We start from the raw sequence: 19376 nt of genomic DNA, 5'->3' as shown, positions 1-19376 counted from the left end.
AGGACCACAATGAACGCTTTACAACTGCCCTTGCTTTTACCCATGTCCGCATTTGCCCTTGCTGCGTCGATTTCGCCTGGGCCGGTCAACATCGTTTGCTTGAGTAGCGGCACGAACCACCCCATTAGTCAGGGCCTTATATTTGTAACCGGTGCCACGCTGGGGTTTGTTGCGCTTTTTTTAGGCATTGGCGCAGGGCTTTACTCGCTGCTGGATATGGTACCCATGCTGGATGAGACCTTACGCTTGGCGGGCGTCCTGTTTTTGCTTTACCTCAGCTATCAACTTTTGCAGCACGATGGGCGCTTGCATGAGCAAGGCACCGATAAAGCACCCGGGTTTATGGCAGGCGCCATGATGCAGTGGCTTAATCCCAAAGCATGGCTGGCGTCTGCCGCTGGCATTGGTGCTTATACCAGCGGCAACGAACCCTACCAGCTTTGGCTATTCGCTGGCCTTTACCTGCCTATTTGTTGGCTATCGCTTGCCAGTTGGGTATACGCAGGCGCCTTTCTCAAACGCTATATTCACCGCCCGTTCATCCTGCTAACGATTAACCGCACGCTGGCTCTTTGCCTGGCCGCCAGCGCAATATTTCTATTATTTTGAGTTACTTATATTATTCGAGCAGCGGAAAGCGATACTGATTTGGCGTGGCCGCCACTAGTTTCTTGAACGTTCGTTGAAAGTGGGGTTGATCATTAAAGCCCGCATTAAGGGCTACCTCAACGATAGGTTGACCGTGCTTGAGGGCTTGTTGCCCTAACTGGATGCGTTGATTGATCAAATAGGCACGGGGCGTTAGCCCGTATTGATGTTTAAATGCGCGAATCAGGTAGCCTGCACTATAACCAGACTGCTGACATAAACTTTCAAGCGAAATGTCTGCGGTACAATTATTACGTAAATAGACGGCAACCTGCTCTAGCGTGTCGGAAGATGTTGGCCATGCCGCGGGAGATTCTTGGGCAAGGATCTGCATAATTCTAGACAGGTACCCGGTTAGTACCACTTGCTTATCCTCAATAGCACGACGCTCGTCCAGCAGACATGACGCCATATCGCAATATTGTGCAAAAAGCTCGGGCTGAGTAATCACAGCGGTGGCAATATCCTGCCAGCAAGGTGCTTCAAGCAAACCCATCTGATATCGCAGCTCACTCAACCATGCGGTATCAACGTAGAGCATCAGGTATGCCCACGGCTGATTCTCAATGGGGTTACAGGCATGTACCCAATGGGGATTCATCATCACCAAGTCACCTGCGCTAATCTGATACGTCGTACCTTGGTAGCTAAAGGTGCTTCTGCCAGTGGTAACGGCGCCAAGCGACCAATGCACATGGCTGTGAGGCGCATAGCAGACTTGCCGTGCGTCGCAAATTTTACGCAGTTCCACATGGGGCATGCGCTTATCGCGCCAGAAAAGAGGAGAAGACGGTGGATTCATGCACTACTCAAACAGTGATAAAAGAAAATACAGAGGCTTAACCCGTTTAATTAGTCAGCATGTCGTGCTTAATCTACGCTAGACAATAGCACGACGCAGACTCAGTATAGTCGCCGCTCGTTTAAGTTGCTTATGGATGATTGGCAACCGCCTTATTTGTCAGGAGGACACCATGGCAAGCAGCTCGCCCGACCACCACGACGCTATTAGCGCCTTTGCCCGCATGGGCTACGCTTCCCGCGGGTTAGTTTACGTTCTTGTTGGCGGCCTAGCGGCGCTCGCCGCTTTTGGTCAGGGTGGCCAGGCGGAAGGTAGCCGCGGCGCACTGGAAACGGTGCTGAGCGCCCCGTTCGGCAAGGTGATGTTGGGCATTATCGCCGTCGGCCTGCTCGGGTACGCCATGTGGCGCTGCATACAAGCCTTCAAAGACCCTGACCAGCACGGCACCAGCGTCAAAGGCGTGGTGATTCGCTCAGGCTTATTGGTCAGTGCCGTGACCCATATATTATTGGCATTTTTTGCCGCCAGCCTCATCTTCCGCTTTCTATCCTCGGGTTCTTCAGGAGGCTCCAACGGTGGGTCGGAAGGCGTTGCCAGTTGGCTTATGCAACAACCCTTTGGCCGCTGGTTGGTGGCTGCCGTAGGCATCGCCATCATCGGCGCGGGCATCGCCCACGCGTTTAAAGGCTACAAAGCCAAGTTTGACAAGCACTTCGCCATGCCCTCGCGAACCCAAAAATGGGCCTATCCGATATGTCGTTTCGGCCTGGTGGTCCGTGGGCTCGTATTTGTGATCGTGGGTAGCTTCTTTATCATCGCCGCCTATCGATTTGACCCCAACGAAGCAGGCGGAACGGCAGAGGCGTTAGGCACATTACGGGACCAAGCCTACGGGCAATGGCTGTTTGGGTTTGTTGCGATTGGCCTACTGGCGTTTGGTTGCTATAGCTTACTGGCGGCTATTTATCGCCGCGTCGACCCTTCCTAATAGAGCGTCCAGTATGGCTTTTGCATCAACACGCGTTAAGCAATGGGTGGTTCGCTTAAACCATTCCCGGCATATGCTCTGGCTGCTGGGAATACTTTCCTTTCTGGAAACCATCATTCTGCCCATCCCCATTGAGCTGGTATTAATCCCGCTGATGGCAATCAATAAATCACGCCTTTGGGCAATCGCTACGGCGGCCACCGTCGGGTGCCTTACGGCATCGCTGATTGGCTATGGCGTTGGCATGGTGCTGTTTCAATCGATAGGTAGCTGGTTTATCGAGACCATGGGCATGCAGAACACTTACGCCTCGTTCCAAGACTTTTTTGACCAATATGGGTTTGTGGCTATTCTCACCCTGGGGATTTTGCCTATTCCCTTTCAGGTTGCGATGATTACCGCAGGGCTATCCGGCTACCCTATTCTTCTGTTTGCCCTCGCGGCCCTGATCGCGCGCGGCATTCGCTACTTCGGGCTGGCTTGGCTGGTCTACCGCTTTGGTAGCCGCGTCATCCACCTATGGAAGCGCCATGCCTTTATCACCAGCTTAGTGGCCGGTTTGGCAGTGCTTGCGGTGGCATTAGGCATGCAAGCACTGGCGGGCTTGGTGATGTCATAATCCCCTACTCCACCCGCAAAGAGCCTTTACGCGTCGTCTTGTTTTGTGCCCGATGTGGGCGGCATGTGCTTAGCCTTCATATCCTTGAAGGCCTCCATGATGTCCATGGGCAGCGGGAAGAAGATCGTCGAGGCGTTCTTGTTGCTCATATCGCTCATGGTTTGCAGGTAGCGTAGCTGCAACGCGGCGGAGTTTTCTTGCATCACGTTGGCTGCCTCAACCAGCTTCTTGGAAGCCTGTAGTTCGCCTTCGGCGTGAATCACCTTGGCACGCCGCTCGCGCTCTGCCTCGGCCTGGCGGGCAATCGCCCGAATCATGCTCTCATCCAGATCCACGTGTTTGATCTCGACATTCGCCACCTTGATGCCCCAGGCATCGGTTTGGGTATCGATAATTTCCTGGATATCGTCGTTGAGCTTATCGCGCTCGGAGAGCATTTCATCCAGGTCGTGCTTGCCTAGCACCGAACGCAGCGTGGTCTGCGCCAGTTGGCTGGTCGCCTGGGTGTAATTCTCGACCTGAATAATTGCTTTTTCCGGGTCAATCACGCGGAAGTAAAGCACGGCGTTGACCTTCACCGTGACGTTATCCTGAGAGATCACATCCTGCTCGGGCACATCCATGGTGATCACCCGCAGATCGACCACCTGCATCTTTTGAATGGCGGGGATCACGATGACCAGACCAGGCCCCTTCACCGTCTGGAAACGGCCCAGGAAGAACACCACGCCGCGTTTGTATTCCGGCAAAATGCGAATGGAGGCAGCGACCAGCAACACCACCAGCACGACAGGGACTAAATATGAAAGCAACATAGAGCACCTCATCTAGCAATTGGTCTGTGATATACAACCCGCGGCAGGCAGGCGCTACGGGGGCGACACGAAGACCGTCAAGCCCTTAAGGCGCTCCACTTTCACCTCATCGCCTTGCTTGATCGGTACATTACTCACCGCATTCCAGCGCTCACCGTGCAGGCGCACATGGCCGTGAGTCTCAAAGTCTTCCAAGGCAATGGCACTTGCGCCAATCAACTGCTCCATCCCTGTGTGTGCGGGACGTTTGCGCAGCGTTGCAAAGCGCGTCAGCGTCCACAACATCAACCCGCCGGACACCAGCGCCACGCCACCGATTAACGTTAGCGAAATGGGGAGATATTCGGCATCCATCAGCATGATCGAGCCCAGTACAAAGGCGGCAATACCGCCCGCTCCCAGCACACCAAAGCTGGGCATTAGCGCCTCGCCCACCATTAATGCCAAGCCCACCAGGACGAGAGCCAGGCCGGCATAATTGATCGGTAGCATCTGAAAGGCAAACAACGCCAGTAGCAACGAAATAACACCGATAGTGCCCGGGAATAGGCTTCCAGGACTTGAAAGCTCGAAGATCAGCCCGTAAAAGCCAATGATCAACAAGAAGTAAGCGATGGTGGGATTGGTAATCAGCGAGAGCATTTGGGTGCGCCAATCCGGGTCAAAGCGCTCAATGGCGAGGTCAGCCGTTTCAAGCGTATGGTCGCCGCGCTCCATGACCACGCTCATACCGTCAATTTGCCTCAGCAGGTCATCGATATCGCTTGCCACCACGTCGATAACGTTTTGCTCCAGCGCTTCACTGGCGGTGAGGTTTACCGCCTCGCGCACCGCCGCTTCGGCCCAATCGGCGTTGCGGTCGTGGCGCTCGGCCAGGCTGCGGATAAAGCTCACCGCATCTTCCATAACCTTGCGTTCCATGGCGCTGCCTGCGCTGCCACTCTCGCCTTCACGCTGGCCATCGGCATCTTCGTTTTCTTCATCAGCGCTGCCTGGAAAGCCAGAGCCACCCATCTGCACCGGCGTGGCAGAGCCTAAATGCGTAGAAGGCGACATCGCCGCCACGTGGCTACCGTACATCAGGTAAGTGCCCGCGCTTGCCGCCCGCGCACCGTTAGGGGAGACATACATTACCACCGGGATATCGGCATTGAGCATTTCACGGATCATATCGCGGGTCGTATCAACCAAGCCGCCAGGCGTATCTAATTCAACCACGACCACTTCGCTGCCCTGCTCGCGGGCCTGGCGCAAGCCGCGCTCAAGATAATCTTTCGTGGTGGGGCCAATGGCACCTTCAACCTTCATAACCAAGGCGTTACGCGATGACGTTTGTGCCATGGCCTGCCAGGTGAACGACAGTGCCAGCATCAGCACGCCTGCCAGCAATAGCCACAGCCAAGGGGATTTGTATGAAAGGCTTCGCATATCAGCACCCCGCGCTAGCACCTTGAAACCCTTATCGAGCCGCTTTTTCAAGCAACCATTGCGCCATCATTTCTGTTTACAAAAATGACCCTTTGTATATTTTTTGAACAACCGATATCGCCATTAGGTTCCACTTTCAACGTAGCATTTGTAGTGGGTTTCGTAATGATTAGGGCGAAGAAAGACGCGCCGGGCAGTAACCTTGATGCACGAATGAAGTTCATACCACTAGTTGCCATACCATTATTTTCCTTATAGGGAAAATAATCTCAATTGGTCGACAACTTGGCATTTTTATCCCTATCGGGAAATAAACCTTGCTCAACAGCTTTTGCCGCGCGACGGGCAAGCCATGGCGGCCATGGGCAAACTCAGCTACCCGTTTATAAAACGAGAAATTACGCGACTGTGCGACGCCATCAGCGAACTTGCTGAAAGCGTCGACCTTCAACTTGCACTTGAGCGCGCGGGTTTACCTGCCAATCGCTGGGCAAGCCTTCAGCAACAGCGGCAGCATATCGTCAGGCAGTGCAAAAAAGCACAGCGCTGGTAGCTGGCAGATTAAGACTACTCCACGTAATAGCCGCTCACCCGCCAGGTACCGTCTTCAAGATGAGGGGTAACGGTCTCAACCCGACGCTCGTTATTCTCGAAGCCGGTTTGAAAGGTAAACACGATATAGTCGCCACTCGGCGCGCCGGGCATAGACGTTTCGCGGCTGGCACGCATCCTCTGGCGAGACGACACCTTGCCAAAATCCCGGCGTACAAGCTCAATGGTGCGGGCCAGCATACCTTGAGACAGCGGCGCTTTTAATATCGGCGACGCCGCTTCCCAGGCTTGTTCGAAATTACCGTTATCGATCGCTTCTAACCAGGCAAGCGCTGCAGCTTCCGCCGCGTCGGTATTGGCTAAGGCATGCGAGCTGAGAGACAGCAGCGCCGCCGAAATGATAAAGCGCAAGATGTTGGGCATGGCAGGCTCTCATGACGTTGGGTAACGATCGTGTAAATTCGTCCTATAGAGAGTTATCGGAAATGGGCGGGGTTTCTTTAGGGAATTTGTAAGATCTGCCAATATCAGTTCGGTCTATTTACTCATGCGAACGTAGCTGCACTTCCCCAGCTTATGGCTTTAAGGTTTAATAAGGGCTATGCGATGAAGCTTTTTTCATCAACGATAGCGTGTTGAAGCCATGGCTTTATTTATCCTGCCCAGCAACGCCGCCTGTTTGAATTTGCAGCAGCGCTTACCCGACGAACGCCTTCGCCCTTGGGTGCAATGCCTTTGGTCTATGGCCGGGCAAGGCAGCGTTGTTCCACTCCAAACAGGAAAGCTCTATCCCGACGCCGGCTCCAGCCTTACAATCAAACTTGCCAGCACCCAGCCAATTATTACGTTTTGCTTTAATAAAAGCACCCTGGTTGAGACGTTTAACCCAGCGGAAACCTGTTTAAGCATTCGATTCAAAGCGGCAGGTGCCTTTGCTCTGCTGGGCTTGGAGCCACAACAGTTTTCAGATACCCATCACTCATTGGGCATTGATGATAAACCGCCCTGGTTGGATAGCCTGATGCCGCTGGTCGAGCGTCTTTACCAGGTTAATGCAGCCAAGGGCCTTGCCTTACTAGAGGCTTGGCTGCTTAGCCAGTTGGAATGCCAATCACCCAGCACTAGCCGTACTCAAAACCTGGTTGAAGAAATTGGCAGGCTACAACTGCCCCCGAAGCAGCTAATGGCCAACCTGGGATTTACTCGGCGCACGCTGGAACGCAAATTAAAGAAAGAAGTAGGCGTTTCACCCGGCCATTTAGTGGGTTATGCCCGAATGTATAATGCCCGCCAGCTGTTAGTTAACAATCCCCACCTTCCCCTCGCGGAAATAGGCCTACAGTGCGGCTACTTCGACCAAGCGCATTTTTCTCACGCCTTTCATAAATTCACCTATGAAACCCCAGCAGCTTATCGAAAGCGCAAATTGTCGCAAATTTACAAGGCGTGAAGGTTTTCCGGTTTTAAGCTGGCTTCTCAACTTATTAACCGGAGCATTCTCATGCTGCAACGCCTATCCCCTGAATCCGTTTACCGTCTGTGCCCTCGCCTACCTAAGCATCTTCATGCCTTAGGCAAAGTCGCGTCAGATTCAGCCGTTCATAAAACGATAATTCACCTGGTTAACTTACGCGTTTCACAAATCAATCACTGTTGTTACTGCCAGCATATGCACAGCCAAGAGGCCCGAGACGATGGCGAACGCCAGGCGCGCCTGGACGTATTACCCGCCTGGCGAGAAGCACCTTGCTTTAATGAAGAAGAGCGTGCCGCGCTTGCCTGGGCAGAAGCCCTCACACTCATCAGCCAGGAAATGGTCAGCGATGACGACTATCAAAACGCAATAACCGCATTTGGCGAGCAAGGTATGATGGAACTCACCAGCGTCATACTGGAAATGAACAGCTGGAACCGGATATCGGTAAGTTTTCAGTTCACGCCGGAGATAAATTGATGGTAATGACGCTGCGCCAACAGCTCCCTAACCTGCTAGGCATCTTGTCCAGCTTGTGCTTTTTCTTCGGTAGTTTCCTGTTCCTGCCAATGTTTGCGGTCTACGCAACACTCGGCGTCTGGTGCTTTATAGCGGGGTCGTTGATCATGTTTATTATTTATCTAATAAATATAAAAAACAGACAATAACTTCGCACACACAGGGTGCGGCATCCCAAGGTAGGGCGCAATACTGAAAAAACGCATAACGTCGATTCGCTATGCGTTTTTTCTAAACATGACGCACCAGCCAATAGAGCGGGTTACTTCTCAAACCCACCCCGCTCGTTTACTATGCGCCACCCAAGTTCCCCACCGTTCAGGCGACCATGTCCGTCAATGCACTCTATACCGACCTTTCCGGCTACTACGATTTGATGTGCGCTGACATCGACTATCACGCCCAAAGCAACGCCATCCGGCGGCTGCACCAGCTTTTCGGTAATGAAGGCTCACGCCACCTTGACCTCGCCTGTGGCACTGGCCCCCACGTGCGCCATTTCATGGATTTTGGCTACGCCAGCCGCGGACTGGATATCAATCAACCAATGCTGGACATGGCTGCCAGCCGATGCCCGGAAGCTCAGTTCACCCTGCAAGACATGAGCGCATTCGAGGTTAGCGAACCGCTCGATTTAATCACCTGTTTTTTATACTCGATCCACTACAACGACGGTATTGAAAAGCTTAAAGCGTGCATTGCCAGCGCCCACCGCGCCTTAACAACGGGCGGCGTTTTCTACTTTAACGGGGTAGATAAGCAGCAGATCGATAACGACCTGTTTGTTAAGCACACCGCCAAGCGGGCAGACGATACGTTTACCTTCCGCTCCGGCTGGCACTACAGCGGCCAGGGTGAAAAACAGTCATTGAGATTGAGCATTGAAAAAACCAACGCCGCCGCCACGCAGGTTTGGAACGATGAACACACCATGGTGGCAGTGAGCTTTGCGCAGTTAGTTACGCTTTTAGAACCCTACTTCGAGGTTCATATATTCGAACACAATTACGACAAAATCATTCCCTGGGACACTACCTCCGGAAACGCTATTTTTGTCTGTGTGAAGAAATAGACCTCACTTGGTCCTGAGAATCACCCCTTTATCGTGCTATTAGTAGAAGACATTGTCTGCATATGGCCGAAATTGTCCCCTTTGTGACCGAGCAACGCATCGTTAGCAAAATATATAAACGCTAATCTATAGCCTCACGTCAACACGATGAGATTAGCCATGACCCAGCCTAAAACCGCCTTGTTATTAATTGATGTCCAAGCCTCCTTCCCCGCCCGCGATTACTGGGTAGAATCGCTGGCTCAGGCATGGCGTCCCAAGCAGCGTGCAGTGCTGAACGCCGCACAGGCAAACAAAATTCCCGTTGTCCGTATTCTGCATGAAGAGCCTGGCAGCCAAGGAACTTTTGACCCTGAGAATGGCCTGATTCGTCCGCTCGACGATTTTGATGATGAAGCGGCGGTGAGCTTTCATAAGCGGGTTCATAACGCCTTCACCGACACCTCGCTTGAAGGCTGGTTACGGCAGCGCGGCATTGAACGGCTGGCCATTAGCGGTATTCGTACCGAGCAGTGCTGTGAAACCACCGCCCGAGTGGCGTCGGATTTAGGGTTTAGCGTCGACTTTATCAGCGATGCTACCCTAGCCTTTCCCATGACGCGCCACGGTATCACCTGGTCAGCCGATGATATTAAGGCGCGCACCGAACTGGTACTGGAAGACCGCTTTGCGCGTATTATCAATACACAAGACATGATCAACGAATGGCAAAATACGTGTGAGTGAAGAGCAACGACATAGCCAGCTGCAATCGGAAAGAGTCACAACCTTGCGGATTGCAGTACTGATGATGCCCGGCCAGGTGCCGCTTGATCTGATTGGCCCGCTTCAGGTTTTGCAGTGTGCAGACCGGCTCTCGATAGACGTTCAGGTGCGCTATATCGGCCCCAAAGCAGCCATGCAGTGGTTAGGGCCACTAACCCTTAGCGGCATTGACCCGTTACCGGAGCAGCTACCGCCTCAACATCTACTGCTGATTCCAGGGCAGTATCGCAATAGCCTTGAGCCATTGGCGCAGCAAGAGTGCGTCGCTTGGCTCAAGATGAATGCCTGCTATGCGGGTACGCTGATGACCGTTTGCTCGGGTACATTATTGCTGGCAGACGCGGGCCTATTAGAAGGACGACGCTGTACCACCCACCACGCGCTAATCGAACAGTTACAGACCAAAGCTCCAAAGGCCAAGGTGCAAAGCGATTGTATTTTTATCGAAGATGGCCGCTATTTAACCAGCGCTGGGATCTCAACCGGGATCGATACCATGCTGTACTGGCTTACCCGGACTTGTGGTCACTCGCTGGCTCTGGCAATAGCACGGGAAATGGTGCTGTATCTTCGCCGTAGTGGTCAGGAGCCTCAGTTGGGGGCCTGGCTTGAGGGTCGTAATCATGTAGATGAACGGCTGCATCGCGTTCAAGATGCCATCTGCGCCGCGCCCTCTCAAAGGTGGCCTATCGAAACGCTGGCGGCTCAGGCCGCCATGAGCGAGCGTCATTTCCGGCGCCAATTCAAACGTCTTACCGGCATGCTGGTAGGCGACTACATCATGGGATTGCGCCTCCAGCGAGCCAAAGCGTTAATGACCGAAACGACCTGGACGCTAGCACGTATAGCCGAAGCCTCCGGATTCGGTGATGAGCGTCAGCTAAGGCGCAGTTGGGTTCGCCAGGAAAAAGCACCGCCTAGCGTGTGGCGGCGCTCCCAGCTACTTTGAGAAATGGTTTATCCAGCGTTACTCCAGAATCTCTTTATGCCGTTTAACATTAGTTGAAAATGTACCCCAGACGGCTGATTTCACTGTAGCTTGATGGCCTTGTCATCAGATGTAATTTACTGCATGATTTTGATATTGCCGTTTCACAAGGCTTGGTACATAAATGAATACAGCGCAACTTGAGACTATCACGAGTGAAGCAATGACCCTATCGGAGAGGGAACGGGCCAAACTCGCTCATGATTTGGTCGCAAGCTTGGACGGCATAGCTGAAATCAGTGTATCGGAAGCCTGGGACGAGGAAATATGTCGCAGAGTCAATAATCTTGAATCTGGCAAAACCAAGTCGTTAGAAGTAAGCGAAGCTCTTGAACGTGCCCGAGCTCGGATAAGGAACTAATTTTGAGGGTGAAGGTTAGCCCAGAGGCTGCTGAAGAACTGATGGAAGCCACAGCTTGGTATGAACTTGAATCGCCTGGGCTTGGTGAACAACTTATTGATACCTTTGAACAAGCGACCAAAAAGCTAAGCGCACCCAACCCACCAATAGTTCCTGTTTTAGGTCAAGCAAGCAAACTTGGCGCAAAGCGTTTGATCCTTCAACAATTTCCTTTTTCCCTTGTGACTGTTGTTAATAACCAAGCAATTACTATTGTTGCCTTCGCCCATCATTCGAGAAAGCCGGGTTACTGGCATAATCGGGTCAGCCCTTAATGCTACTCATCGCGCAATTGTTGCTTTCATCTCATGAGTATCAAGTGCACTCCACTGCTTTGACGTTAACCGGTACAGCCTCACTAGGCGACCATGAAATTCCATAGTGTCGAAAGTAGAAAACCCTGCTTTCTCTGCCACTTTTAGTGACCCAATATTCTCAGGCTCAATAATAACAACCACCGACGATAGCTGCTTTTGATTAAATGCCACATGGAGTACCGCTTGCACTGCTTCCGACGCTAGGCCTTTGCTCCAGTACTGTTTGGCTAGCCGATACCCTAGCCCGCTTTCCTCAACATCATTTACCTTTTCGGGGCTGACACCGCAAAAGCCGACAAGCTTACCGGAAACCTTCTCTACTAAGGCCCACGGCCCGATACTGTGAGCTGCATAGATTTCCAAGCACCATTCAATAAACCGTCGCGTCGCCGCTTCATCGCAAACGCCTCGGATCGAGTATTTCATCACCTCAGGATCGCTGAGGATAGCGGTCAACTCAGGAACATCATCTAGGGATAATGTCCGTATAAATAGTCTTTCCGTTTCGCACATCTGCACCATTTCCTCCTTGTTGATGATGCTTCGGTACGTGCTAGCTCCGAACACAATTGATTGTCGTGAGGAGTGTGCCTTTACTGCGCCTAAGCCCTCGACGTTTGGTTAAGCAGTTACCAGACGTGGGTGCATTTCAATGAAGAGGTTAAGCATGGCGATCGTGTGGCGAAGAAAACTCAATGATGGCTTCAATCTCCACAGCAAACCCCTTCGGCAGTGATCCAACACCAATGGCAGAGCGTGCATGCTCACCGCGCTCACCAAGCACAGTAACAAACAGGTCGGAACAACCGTTGATGACTTCAGTGTGAGAAGTAAAGTTGGGATCAGCGTTAACCAGGCGGATGCAGGCTCTGAGTGCAACACCGTCAATGTGTCGATGACGGAACCTCATGGTACTTCGCCAGCTCCTCGCTCATCACCTCAATAGGGCACTTGAAGTCGAAGCGCTTTCGCGGGCGCATGTTCAGCTCAAGCGCGATCTCATCCAGTTCTTGCTGGCTATAGATCGATAGATCCGTTCCCTTGGGCAAGTACTGTCGTATGAGCCCATTGATATTTTCGTTGGCGCCCCTCTGCCATGGGCTGTGTGGGTCACAGAAGTAGATAGCGACACCAGTATTCTGGGTGACCTTGGCGTGCTGCGTCATCTCACGTCCTTGGTCATACGTCATGCTCTTCCGTGCGGCCAACGGCATGCGATTCAGCGCTGCGCTGAAGCCTTCTACAGCAGAGGTAGCAGTCGCATCGTTCATCTTCGCTAGGATCAGGTAACCGCTTTTGAGTTCGACAAGGGTGCCGACAGCCGATGCATTGTTCTTGCCCTTGATCAGGTCGCCTTCCCAGTGGCCAGGAAATTCACGTTTTTCCACCTCTGGAGGGCGGAGATGGATGCTGACCATGTCCGGGATCTGGTTGCGCCGGTCGACCTGGCCACGGCGCGGCTTACGGGTTGGCTTGCCTTGCCGCAAACAATGGATCAGCTCCTTTCTCAGTTCACCGACGGGCAACGCGTAGATGGCACTGTAGATCGTTTCTCGGCAGACGTAGGCGTCTCGAAGGTCAGGGATATTCATATGCTTGAGCTTGCCGCTGATCTGTTCGGGAGACAAGCGCCGACGCAGCATGTGCTGAATCAGGGCGAACCGAGGGCTGCCAGGAAGCAGTTTGCGCCTTGGTCGACAACCGTCTCGACGGTGATCACGGCATTGTTGCGCATGTGGCGCACGATAGCTGCCATCGGACGATCTATTGCGCCGTATTTCTCGGCTAATCGTTGCCGGGGAGCGCTCGAGCAGGGCCGCTACCTTCCTGATGCTCAAGCCTTGCGCGAAGCTGACATGGATCGTGGCACGTTCTTCAGTGCAGAGTTCAGAATATGACATGGATACAACACCCTACCGGTTTGGTCAGGTGTTGCACTCAGAATTTGCGGCCAAGCCATACCAAACATCTTCACAACACGTTGAACCCGATCAAAGTCTCCTAGAGCTTCTTTGATGAGTGCGAGGAGATACAGGCCAACCTCTTGAGCGTAGGCTCGGGCCTGCTCAATAGTCACTTCCTGCCCCACTTTTGGGACAGCCACTCCCTCTTCTCGCAACGGAGCGCCCTTACCTGACAGATAGAGCATATTGTTCGAAATTATATAGGAACGAAAGTTGCCCCTTGGCGTGGTAACGACGGGTAGTTCCAAGCCCAATGAGCGGATACACTCTTCTACGGTTGATTTCATTACAGACTCCACATCTATGCTATTGAGGGTTAAAGATCTAGACGATAGACATCCCATTTTGTAATCTCACTGAAGCCAACGCTTTTTATAAGACCATATCCAGGATTAAACGCTTTAAGAACGCGCATCTCGACTCTACAGCACTTTTCAGATTGTGATCTTCTCACCGCATGTTGCAGAAGCAACTTTTTATTTTCATCAGTATCAAATCCATCGACTAAGTACATATCTTCAACATAAAGAACACGTGAAGCGATGTAACTGGCAAACTTAAAATTATATATATAGAAACCAACGGGCTGTTCGTCTTGATAAGCTAAAGACCCAAAACAAGCAGGCGTAGTAGCTAAAAAAGCGTCGGCATAGCTTTCTCTATCAGCAGTAAAAAGATGCCTCTGCTTTTCAGATTCGGCAAGCTTGGCATTTAAGTCATAAAGATCATCGATATTTCCTTTATTTACGTTAGCAAGTTCCATAGATTTATTTCCTATCAATTTTAAAAATTGAAGTGTGTAACGCCCGCTGGATCGACGAATTAAGAATGAAAGTCAAAAGGAGAAATAGCCGTACCCTGGTTGTAAACCATTTTCCACTCGTTTCCCTCTTTCCTCCATATTGACGTTCGCCGAGAATAGCTTGTCATTAAGCCGTTTTGACGACTGATCGCAACCCGGTAAAAGAGCTGAATGAGATCAGAGCTCAATCTCCTGTGTTCAAAGTCCTGAGATACAGCCGACCACGCGGACTCGTGCGGCAAACTATCAAGAACACTGTTTAACCCGAAAAAATCGCCTGATGCTCCGATCTCCAAAAAATCTGGGGACAACAAAGAACGCAGTTTCGCCGGTGAACTGCGCACCTCAAAGCTGAGCAAGGCTCTTTCTTTTTCTATCAGATCCGCTTCGATCTCCATAGCCAATTACCTTAACGTCTGAACTCACCGACCTGCGCGGCTCCTTGTTTAGAGCCTTAGACTGAATACTTAGCTCCCCTTTTCCTCGAGCAAATCGACATAAGCGGCTTCGATGAGCTGGGATGACTCGATACCGAGCTGGTTCAATAGGCGGTGTGCGATCTCAACACCGACCTGTGATGACTCACTGGAGGCAAGTACCACTTCAAGTTCAAGAAAGTGCCCAAGGGCCTCCACCCTATCGAGATGTATACGTGTCCTGTCAACAAGATACAGCGTGCGATGTTTCCGAACACGACCAGCTACACCATAGGCCAGCGAAAGCGTCTCTCTCAATGTTTCAGGTTCATCAGTTGGCGAGCGAACATAAAACGATTCTTTCGGCCCAGCCTGATTCTCGCGCCGGTAAAAAATCAGTTCTCCGTGCTTTTCTGAAAACACCCGAAGCTTCAGTCGCCCGGCCTCACATTGGAAGAACATATCGTCTTGCAATATCTCGGTTGGCCCATTATCAGCGATCTTAGCCACCTTAGATTCGAGCACTTCGATATTGCCGATACGAGCTTTGATCTCAATATTTCTGGCCATATGGTGAACCTTTTAACCCTAAAGCACGCTGGCGACTTTGACGTAGCGAAAGTCAGACATCTGAGTCTGAACCGTTAGGGTTTGGCCGCAACTGGCGCTGAATGCCAAGCAAGAAATTGCGCAGCATCTGGTCTTTGCACTCACGGTAATTCTTGTGGCTTGGCTTACGGAAAAAGGCGCTGAGTTCATGGTTGCTCAATGGCAGCCCGACCCGCTCAAAAACCGCTAACACATCCTCGGCCTTCATGTTCAGCGCAATGCGCAGCTTCTGGAACACCATATTGTTGTTCAACTGGGCTTCCGGCGCGGGCGGCGGGCCTTCACGCTTGCCACGCTTAAAGCTGATAAACCCATTCAAAAACGCCGCCAACTCTTTGTTCTTCATAGCAACAAAGGCATCATCGTCATCCTTTTTCAGCCAGACGGTTACCTGTGGCTGGCTCACGCTGACCTCTGCCAAGGCGAAGATATCCACGATGGTGTTATCTTTTAAATCAAAGGTATAACGGATGCGGCGAAAAATATCGTTATTGGTCAAAATGGGGTTCCTGGCCGGTAGTTAGTGTTTCAAGAAACTCGTCGATTTCTGCTTTCATCTCGTCATCTTCAATGCCCTGGGCACTGGTTTGGGCACGCTGCAAATTGGCGATAGCCGCGTCCGTTCGGCCCGCTTCAACTTGCAACGTCGCCATGGAAAAGCCGATTGATGCTATATGGTCATTCGATGGCTTGGCAATGGCCTTATCGAGCGCCTTTTGGTAAATCGGCAGCGCGTCTTCCAGCTCTTCGGTAAAATCAGCCAGCGTCTCCCATTGTTCCGGGTGGTCTTTATCAGTGTTTTCGTTCTCAGTGCAAATCGCCCGCAGCTCGGCATACAGCGCCTCAAATGTTTCTCTATCGTCCTTAGCGGCGGCCTTCATCAGCTTTTCCGCCAGTTCATAGACGGCCTTGTATATTTTGGTGTTAATCATGAGTGGCTACCTTTTATCTATTTAATAATAGTGACAAGTAAACAAACCTACTGAAAATCCATATTTGTAAAGCAGCCACCCCACCGTAACAGATGACATTGTACCCTCTTGGGAAAGGCTCGACGGGTGCTCATTTCACGGTTTGTGTGAGGAGGTGTTGGTATGTTTTTCTTGAGTGGTAGTCTTTAGCCGTCTCCGCAGCGACATTCACTTTTCACCAAGCGCTCCATGGGTACACAGTGCAAATCTGCTCACAATCAACCGCTTGTTCTCTATGCGTTGTTAGCAGTAATGCTCCATGATGAACTCAGGGTGGCCAGTTTGTTCATCAATCTGCTCACCCAGTGAAATAAAGCCATGCTGCTTATAAAAATTGATACCGGGAGCGTTCTGGCTGTAGACACTGAGCTGCAAACACTCCCGTCTGCTCTTGGCATCATCCATCAACTCAGAGCCTATCCCCGTCCCCTGTAAACTTGGAGACACAAAAATCGCAGCTAACGTATTTCCATAGAGGCTATAAAATCCAGCGACTTGCCCGTCAGATTCATATACATAAGTCTCCGACGCAGGAATGTAGACATCACGCATTTCGCTAACTTTTGACTTCCAATACGCTGGTCCAACAAAGGCGTGAGCTTTAATCGATGCTGAAAGCCAGATATCCAACACTTGATCAATATCGGCCTCCCGGTATTTGCGAATCATCTAGATGTACCTACTGATGGTCAACTGCGCCAAAGACGTTACTGAAAAGCTGGCGAACCCTGGGATAGGTTGGTACCCCCAAGGCTGTTAGCTGCATAAAAATAAGGCTGGAATGTCTTGCCCTCGTCAGGGTAGATCTGACCCTTCCCCAGGATTAAGGCCTCCCGTCACTTACTCATAGCCTTTTTTGCTTCCACCACACCGGAAGCTCAAGAATTTTAGCAGATTATTCAGAGGGTATTGTATGGCGCTTAAGATCTAAACCTATCCTGGGCCAGCACCTGCGGAGGTGCTGGCCTGCTTATTACTGGGCATCTTGGTTTAAATTTCGTTCAGCTGGTATATCGCTCAGATACTCGACGAATTCCACTTCAAACCCAGCCGGATCGACAAAATAGACATTTTTACGAAACGGCTCTGGGGCGCCGGGTTTGGCAACGGCATAACCCGCTTCATTTAATCGAGTGACAACGGCATCGAGGTTATCGGTCACATAAGCAAAGTGGGCCAACCCAACGCTGTGGCCTTTCAGATCACGGTTCTCCCCTTCCCCATGATCGCTTAGCGCCAGGTAGTGATCATCGTCTCCAAAGTGGATCCATTTGCGTGGCTTGCCATACCACTCGCCATGACCCTCATCGCGTATCCGCCAGTGCGGGAAGACGGCGCGGTAAAATTTCAGCATGGCATCCATATCAGCCACCACCAAATTAACGTGTTCCAAGTACATAAGCGTCTCCTTTCGTTAAGTGAAATGAAAGGATAGAACCTCAACTTAACTTGAGGTAAAGCGATTTTTGCTGAAAAATAGTAAAAAATATTCAGGGGTGAGTGATGGCAGAAACTGTCTGGAGTGTCGGCAAGGTCGCCAAGCGTTGCGGGATTAACGTCAGTACCCTGCACTTTTACGAGCAGCAGGGGCTCATTCATAGCTGGCGCAATGCGGGCAATCAGCGCCGCTATGAACCAGAAGTGCTGAGGCGGATTTCGGTGATCAAAGCCGCGCAGAAAGTCGGCGTAAGCCTGGAAGAGATTAAGCAAGCCTTTGAATCACTGCCCAACAACCGCACACCGACGGTTGAGGACTGGCAGCAGCTCTCAAAAAACTGGCAGCAGATGCTTGATGGCCGGATTGCTTATCTGCAGAAGCTGCGCGATAACCTGGCGGGCTGCATCGGCTGTGGCTGCCTGAGCATGACCCGTTGCCCGCTCTATAACCCAGACGACATACTGGCCGAATCGGGTAGCGGTGCGGTGCTTCTGGATCAGGCTGAGCAAAAAGCGAGAGCCGAACAGCAACCTAACGCTAGCTCGTAACCATTAATAGCAACCGTGAATAATCACCATCAAGCCTCAATCTATACGGATGAACCACTTGGGTTTGATGCGCCCAAAATCGCGGCGGGTGTTTGTTTTCAAGGCTCTTTTGGAATCCAGCACCACTGCATCCCGCTCATTTCTGACAAACACCACCCAATGCCAGAAAGGCTTGCCCTGTTCCATGCGCCATTTAATGGCCAACAGCGCCTTGTCCGGCAGGCTCTCCCAGGTATCGAATGGCGTCTCCGTGGGTGCAGCCTTTATATCGAACGCACGTAAGAGTTTACGGACATACTCGGTGTCTGACCAAAGCGCTGTGTCTTCGGCATAGATACCCAAGGCGTTTGCTGTTTCTTTCGCCTGAGCATAGGTAATACCCGCTAGCACCGCGCATGATGCGATGCCACAGCCGGATATCTCATCTTGAATGACGGGTTCATAATGTGCCATGGCTTTTGCAAGCTCTCCAGCGGGTTTGGCAACGCTGTCCAAGTAAAAATCGACAGATAAGGCAACAACAGCTGTTTACGTTTTATTCGTAGTGGCTCCAGAGCCTGAGCACTTTCACCAATCGCTCATCCTCAAGCACTTGGTAGACCAGACGATGTTGTATATTGATGCGGCGTGAATAGGCACCGGCAAGATCACCAATGAGCTTCTCAAACGGAGGCGGCTTACGGTAGGGATCCTCTGCAATCAGTGCCAGTAATTCCTGGGCTTTTGGCTTGAGGCCGCTGGAGGCCAGTTTCTTTGCATCTTTCTGGGCTTGTTTGGTGTAAACCAGCTTCCATGTCACCAGTCCAGTTCCTCATCGCATTCGTCCACGGGGGTATTCATCCCCTCGCGAATAGACTCCCGCATACCGGGTACTGAGAGCAGATAAAGTGTTTCCTGAATGGCTGACCAATCTTCTTCGGATACCAGGACGGCTTTGTTCCGCTTACCCATGATGACGATTGGCTGGTGAGATTCGGCCGTTTCATCAATCAGCCGGTATAGGTTGCTGCGCGCCTCAGTGGCTGTGATTCCGGTCATGACGCACCTCTTGAGTGTCTAACTTTCGATTGAAGTGTACGCCTTTAGGTACGTACGTCAAGACGGACGTTAAAAGACCCGCGGCATTATTCGAGGAAGCGTTAGCTAAAGCGTTTTTAAGCCAAGTGCTTCACACTCGCACGTTCGCTAGCGGTGTCTAGCACAACCAATCTTTCTGACTCGACATCCATCTGGGCCTATAG

General features: G+C 51.6%; 30 protein-coding genes. 13 read left to right on the top strand and 17 right to left on the bottom strand.

What is annotated here, in order from left to right; all coding sequences use genetic code 11:
* The first annotated feature begins 9 nt into the window (after positions 1 to 9).
* Positions 10 to 609 carry a LysE family translocator gene (locus CPH17_RS01445; RefSeq protein WP_074396099.1) on the top strand — a complete coding sequence of 200 codons (600 nt, stop codon included), beginning with the start codon at positions 10 to 12 and terminating at the stop codon, positions 607 to 609.
* Between the two features lie 10 nt (positions 610 to 619).
* Here the strand turns inward: CPH17_RS01445 and CPH17_RS01440 are convergent, their stop codons facing one another.
* Positions 620 to 1450 carry an AraC family transcriptional regulator gene (locus CPH17_RS01440; RefSeq protein WP_074396098.1) on the bottom strand — a complete coding sequence of 277 codons (831 nt, stop codon included), beginning with the start codon at positions 1448 to 1450 and terminating at the stop codon, positions 620 to 622.
* A 172-nt stretch (positions 1451 to 1622) separates the two neighbouring features.
* On the opposite strand from CPH17_RS01440, the gene CPH17_RS01435 reads away from it, so the two are divergent.
* Positions 1623 to 2438, top strand: coding sequence for a DUF1206 domain-containing protein (locus CPH17_RS01435; RefSeq protein WP_074396097.1), 816 nt, complete (start codon positions 1623 to 1625; stop codon positions 2436 to 2438).
* A 13-nt stretch (positions 2439 to 2451) separates the two neighbouring features.
* The gene (locus CPH17_RS01430) at positions 2452 to 3057 is read left to right on the top strand and encodes a YqaA family protein (protein ID WP_074396096.1); all 606 of its coding nucleotides are present in this window, start codon (positions 2452 to 2454) and stop codon (positions 3055 to 3057) included.
* 26 nt (positions 3058 to 3083) lie between these two features.
* On the opposite strand, the gene CPH17_RS01425 is transcribed toward CPH17_RS01430, so the two are convergent.
* Together CPH17_RS01425 and CPH17_RS01420 are read right to left on the bottom strand one after the other, a co-directional pair.
* Positions 3084 to 3872, bottom strand: coding sequence for a slipin family protein (locus CPH17_RS01425; RefSeq protein WP_074396095.1), 789 nt, complete (start codon positions 3870 to 3872; stop codon positions 3084 to 3086).
* 54 nt (positions 3873 to 3926) lie between these two features.
* Complete coding sequence (locus tag CPH17_RS01420) at positions 3927 to 5300, bottom strand: NfeD family protein (RefSeq protein ID WP_074398477.1); 1374 nt, start codon at positions 5298 to 5300, stop codon at positions 3927 to 3929.
* 352 nt (positions 5301 to 5652) lie between these two features.
* Between CPH17_RS01420 and CPH17_RS01410 the strand changes: the two genes are divergently transcribed.
* Entirely contained in the window at positions 5653 to 5853 is a 201-nt protein-coding gene (locus tag CPH17_RS01410; protein ID WP_096297978.1) for a hypothetical protein, read from the top strand.
* A 14-nt stretch (positions 5854 to 5867) separates the two neighbouring features.
* On the opposite strand, the gene CPH17_RS01405 is transcribed toward CPH17_RS01410, so the two are convergent.
* Positions 5868 to 6275 carry a DUF4019 domain-containing protein gene (locus CPH17_RS01405; RefSeq protein ID WP_074396092.1) on the bottom strand — a complete coding sequence of 136 codons (408 nt, stop codon included), beginning with the start codon at positions 6273 to 6275 and terminating at the stop codon, positions 5868 to 5870.
* Between the two features lie 220 nt (positions 6276 to 6495).
* Here CPH17_RS01405 and CPH17_RS01400 point away from each other — a divergent pair, with 220 nt between their 5' ends.
* From CPH17_RS01400 to CPH17_RS01365, 8 genes are all read left to right on the top strand, one after another.
* Positions 6496 to 7302 carry a helix-turn-helix domain-containing protein gene (locus CPH17_RS01400; RefSeq protein WP_074396091.1) on the top strand — a complete coding sequence of 269 codons (807 nt, stop codon included), beginning with the start codon at positions 6496 to 6498 and terminating at the stop codon, positions 7300 to 7302.
* Positions 7303 to 7353: 51 nt separating this feature from the next.
* Entirely contained in the window at positions 7354 to 7806 is a 453-nt protein-coding gene (locus tag CPH17_RS01395) for a carboxymuconolactone decarboxylase family protein (protein WP_074396090.1), read from the top strand.
* A complete protein-coding gene (locus CPH17_RS20345; RefSeq protein ID WP_082934225.1) occupies positions 7806 to 7994 on the top strand; it encodes a YrhK family protein in 189 nt (62 codons plus the stop codon). Before CPH17_RS01395 ends, CPH17_RS20345 begins: the two co-directional genes overlap by 1 nt.
* A gap of 179 nt (positions 7995 to 8173) precedes the next feature.
* Positions 8174 to 8917 (top strand): class I SAM-dependent DNA methyltransferase, encoded by a 744-nt coding sequence (locus tag CPH17_RS01385; RefSeq protein WP_074396089.1) that lies wholly within the window; start codon positions 8174 to 8176, stop codon positions 8915 to 8917.
* Between the two features lie 159 nt (positions 8918 to 9076).
* The gene (locus CPH17_RS01380) at positions 9077 to 9643 is read left to right on the top strand and encodes an isochorismatase family protein (RefSeq protein ID WP_074396088.1); all 567 of its coding nucleotides are present in this window, start codon (positions 9077 to 9079) and stop codon (positions 9641 to 9643) included.
* Between the two features lie 43 nt (positions 9644 to 9686).
* Positions 9687 to 10631, top strand: coding sequence for a GlxA family transcriptional regulator (locus CPH17_RS01375; RefSeq protein WP_231898065.1), 945 nt, complete (start codon positions 9687 to 9689; stop codon positions 10629 to 10631).
* Positions 10632 to 10794: 163 nt separating this feature from the next.
* Positions 10795 to 11031: an addiction module protein gene (locus CPH17_RS01370; protein WP_096297974.1), complete on the top strand. Its 237-nt coding sequence runs from the start codon at positions 10795 to 10797 to the stop codon at positions 11029 to 11031.
* Positions 11032 to 11033: 2 nt separating this feature from the next.
* Complete coding sequence (locus tag CPH17_RS01365; RefSeq protein ID WP_096297972.1) at positions 11034 to 11345, top strand: type II toxin-antitoxin system RelE/ParE family toxin; 312 nt, start codon at positions 11034 to 11036, stop codon at positions 11343 to 11345.
* Positions 11346 to 11351: 6 nt separating this feature from the next.
* On the opposite strand, the gene CPH17_RS01360 is transcribed toward CPH17_RS01365, so the two are convergent.
* The 10 genes from CPH17_RS01360 to CPH17_RS01310 all read right to left on the bottom strand — a co-directional run bounded on the left by CPH17_RS01360 (position 11352) and on the right by CPH17_RS01310 (position 17548).
* Positions 11352 to 11900 (bottom strand): GNAT family N-acetyltransferase, encoded by a 549-nt coding sequence (locus CPH17_RS01360; RefSeq protein WP_231898063.1) that lies wholly within the window; start codon positions 11898 to 11900, stop codon positions 11352 to 11354.
* Positions 11901 to 12271: 371 nt separating this feature from the next.
* Positions 12272 to 13288, bottom strand: coding sequence for an IS30 family transposase (locus tag CPH17_RS01350; protein WP_027336024.1), 1017 nt, complete (start codon positions 13286 to 13288; stop codon positions 12272 to 12274).
* On the bottom strand, positions 13222 to 13638 hold the full coding sequence (locus CPH17_RS01345; protein ID WP_157742935.1) for a RidA family protein: 417 nt from the start codon (positions 13636 to 13638) through the stop codon (positions 13222 to 13224). The genes CPH17_RS01350 and CPH17_RS01345 overlap by 67 nt, the downstream gene beginning before the upstream one ends.
* Before the next feature lie 29 nt (positions 13639 to 13667).
* Positions 13668 to 14114 carry a hypothetical protein gene (locus CPH17_RS01340; RefSeq protein WP_074396086.1) on the bottom strand — a complete coding sequence of 149 codons (447 nt, stop codon included), beginning with the start codon at positions 14112 to 14114 and terminating at the stop codon, positions 13668 to 13670.
* Positions 14115 to 14173: 59 nt separating this feature from the next.
* Positions 14174 to 14551: a nuclear transport factor 2 family protein gene (locus CPH17_RS01335; RefSeq protein WP_082934220.1), complete on the bottom strand. Its 378-nt coding sequence runs from the start codon at positions 14549 to 14551 to the stop codon at positions 14174 to 14176.
* Between the two features lie 69 nt (positions 14552 to 14620).
* The gene (locus CPH17_RS01330) at positions 14621 to 15139 is read right to left on the bottom strand and encodes a class IV adenylate cyclase (RefSeq protein ID WP_074396084.1); all 519 of its coding nucleotides are present in this window, start codon (positions 15137 to 15139) and stop codon (positions 14621 to 14623) included.
* A 52-nt stretch (positions 15140 to 15191) separates the two neighbouring features.
* Complete coding sequence (locus CPH17_RS01325) at positions 15192 to 15677, bottom strand: DUF1456 family protein (RefSeq protein ID WP_096297968.1); 486 nt, start codon at positions 15675 to 15677, stop codon at positions 15192 to 15194.
* Positions 15667 to 16110, bottom strand: coding sequence for a Replicative DNA helicase (locus tag CPH17_RS01320; protein ID WP_096297966.1), 444 nt, complete (start codon positions 16108 to 16110; stop codon positions 15667 to 15669). Before CPH17_RS01320 ends, CPH17_RS01325 begins: the two co-directional genes overlap by 11 nt.
* Positions 16111 to 16392: 282 nt before the next feature.
* Positions 16393 to 16818: an N-acetyltransferase gene (locus CPH17_RS01315; RefSeq protein ID WP_096297964.1), complete on the bottom strand. Its 426-nt coding sequence runs from the start codon at positions 16816 to 16818 to the stop codon at positions 16393 to 16395.
* A gap of 304 nt (positions 16819 to 17122) precedes the next feature.
* Positions 17123 to 17548 carry a VOC family protein gene (locus CPH17_RS01310; RefSeq protein ID WP_096297962.1) on the bottom strand — a complete coding sequence of 142 codons (426 nt, stop codon included), beginning with the start codon at positions 17546 to 17548 and terminating at the stop codon, positions 17123 to 17125.
* A gap of 104 nt (positions 17549 to 17652) precedes the next feature.
* Between CPH17_RS01310 and soxR the strand changes: the two genes are divergently transcribed.
* Positions 17653 to 18135, top strand: coding sequence for a redox-sensitive transcriptional activator SoxR (gene soxR / locus CPH17_RS01305; RefSeq protein WP_096297960.1), 483 nt, complete (start codon positions 17653 to 17655; stop codon positions 18133 to 18135).
* Between the two features lie 36 nt (positions 18136 to 18171).
* Here soxR and CPH17_RS01300 read toward each other — a convergent pair whose 3' ends face one another.
* From CPH17_RS01300 to CPH17_RS01290, 3 genes are all read right to left on the bottom strand, one after another.
* Positions 18172 to 18588 (bottom strand): hypothetical protein, encoded by a 417-nt coding sequence (locus CPH17_RS01300; RefSeq protein ID WP_096297958.1) that lies wholly within the window; start codon positions 18586 to 18588, stop codon positions 18172 to 18174.
* 82 nt (positions 18589 to 18670) lie between these two features.
* The gene (locus CPH17_RS01295; RefSeq protein ID WP_027336016.1) at positions 18671 to 18934 is read right to left on the bottom strand and encodes a Txe/YoeB family addiction module toxin; all 264 of its coding nucleotides are present in this window, start codon (positions 18932 to 18934) and stop codon (positions 18671 to 18673) included.
* A complete protein-coding gene (locus CPH17_RS01290) occupies positions 18931 to 19173 on the bottom strand; it encodes a type II toxin-antitoxin system Phd/YefM family antitoxin (protein ID WP_027336017.1) in 243 nt (80 codons plus the stop codon). Before CPH17_RS01290 ends, CPH17_RS01295 begins: the two co-directional genes overlap by 4 nt.
* Positions 19174 to 19376: the final 203 nt, after the last annotated feature.

Origin of the sequence: Halomonas sp. hl-4, assembly GCF_900215475.1 — a bacterium.
In the GTDB taxonomy this organism is placed as follows: Bacteria; Pseudomonadota; Gammaproteobacteria; order Pseudomonadales; family Halomonadaceae; genus Vreelandella.
Note: the sequence above shows the minus strand (reverse complement) of the source record. Positions and strands in the feature narration are given on the sequence as shown.

Bases quoted from the DNA above. Each gene is read 5' to 3' on its own strand.
- CPH17_RS01300 (WP_096297958.1), bottom strand. From the start codon at position 18,588: ATGGCACATTATGAACCCGTCATTCAAGATGAGATATCCGGCTGTGGC.
- CPH17_RS01310 (WP_096297962.1), bottom strand. From the start codon at position 17,548: ATGTACTTGGAACACGTTAATTTGGTGGTGGCTGATATGGATGCCATG.
- CPH17_RS01435 (WP_074396097.1), top strand. From the start codon at position 1,623: ATGGCAAGCAGCTCGCCCGACCACCACGACGCTATTAGCGCCTTTGCC.
- CPH17_RS01385 (WP_074396089.1), top strand. From the start codon at position 8,174: ATGTCCGTCAATGCACTCTATACCGACCTTTCCGGCTACTACGATTTG.
- CPH17_RS01430 (WP_074396096.1), top strand. From the start codon at position 2,452: ATGGCTTTTGCATCAACACGCGTTAAGCAATGGGTGGTTCGCTTAAAC.
- CPH17_RS01420 (WP_074398477.1), bottom strand. From the start codon at position 5,300: ATGCGAAGCCTTTCATACAAATCCCCTTGGCTGTGGCTATTGCTGGCA.
- CPH17_RS20345 (WP_082934225.1), top strand. From the start codon at position 7,806: ATGGTAATGACGCTGCGCCAACAGCTCCCTAACCTGCTAGGCATCTTG.
- CPH17_RS01315 (WP_096297964.1), bottom strand. From the start codon at position 16,818: ATGATTCGCAAATACCGGGAGGCCGATATTGATCAAGTGTTGGATATC.
- CPH17_RS01380 (WP_074396088.1), top strand. From the start codon at position 9,077: ATGACCCAGCCTAAAACCGCCTTGTTATTAATTGATGTCCAAGCCTCC.
- CPH17_RS01405 (WP_074396092.1), bottom strand. From the start codon at position 6,275: ATGCCCAACATCTTGCGCTTTATCATTTCGGCGGCGCTGCTGTCTCTC.
- CPH17_RS01445 (WP_074396099.1), top strand. From the start codon at position 10: ATGAACGCTTTACAACTGCCCTTGCTTTTACCCATGTCCGCATTTGCC.
- CPH17_RS01395 (WP_074396090.1), top strand. From the start codon at position 7,354: ATGCTGCAACGCCTATCCCCTGAATCCGTTTACCGTCTGTGCCCTCGC.
- CPH17_RS01350 (WP_027336024.1), bottom strand. From the start codon at position 13,288: ATGTCATATTCTGAACTCTGCACTGAAGAACGTGCCACGATCCATGTC.
- soxR (WP_096297960.1), top strand. From the start codon at position 17,653: ATGGCAGAAACTGTCTGGAGTGTCGGCAAGGTCGCCAAGCGTTGCGGG.
- CPH17_RS01320 (WP_096297966.1), bottom strand. From the start codon at position 16,110: ATGATTAACACCAAAATATACAAGGCCGTCTATGAACTGGCGGAAAAG.
- CPH17_RS01330 (WP_074396084.1), bottom strand. From the start codon at position 15,139: ATGGCCAGAAATATTGAGATCAAAGCTCGTATCGGCAATATCGAAGTG.
- CPH17_RS01440 (WP_074396098.1), bottom strand. From the start codon at position 1,450: ATGAATCCACCGTCTTCTCCTCTTTTCTGGCGCGATAAGCGCATGCCC.
- CPH17_RS01360 (WP_231898063.1), bottom strand. From the start codon at position 11,900: ATGTGCGAAACGGAAAGACTATTTATACGGACATTATCCCTAGATGAT.
- CPH17_RS01410 (WP_096297978.1), top strand. From the start codon at position 5,653: ATGGCGGCCATGGGCAAACTCAGCTACCCGTTTATAAAACGAGAAATT.
- CPH17_RS01425 (WP_074396095.1), bottom strand. From the start codon at position 3,872: ATGTTGCTTTCATATTTAGTCCCTGTCGTGCTGGTGGTGTTGCTGGTC.
- CPH17_RS01400 (WP_074396091.1), top strand. From the start codon at position 6,496: ATGGCTTTATTTATCCTGCCCAGCAACGCCGCCTGTTTGAATTTGCAG.
- CPH17_RS01345 (WP_157742935.1), bottom strand. From the start codon at position 13,638: ATGAAATCAACCGTAGAAGAGTGTATCCGCTCATTGGGCTTGGAACTA.
- CPH17_RS01335 (WP_082934220.1), bottom strand. From the start codon at position 14,551: ATGGAGATCGAAGCGGATCTGATAGAAAAAGAAAGAGCCTTGCTCAGC.
- CPH17_RS01290 (WP_027336017.1), bottom strand. From the start codon at position 19,173: ATGACCGGAATCACAGCCACTGAGGCGCGCAGCAACCTATACCGGCTG.
- CPH17_RS01370 (WP_096297974.1), top strand. From the start codon at position 10,795: ATGAATACAGCGCAACTTGAGACTATCACGAGTGAAGCAATGACCCTA.
- CPH17_RS01340 (WP_074396086.1), bottom strand. From the start codon at position 14,114: ATGGAACTTGCTAACGTAAATAAAGGAAATATCGATGATCTTTATGAC.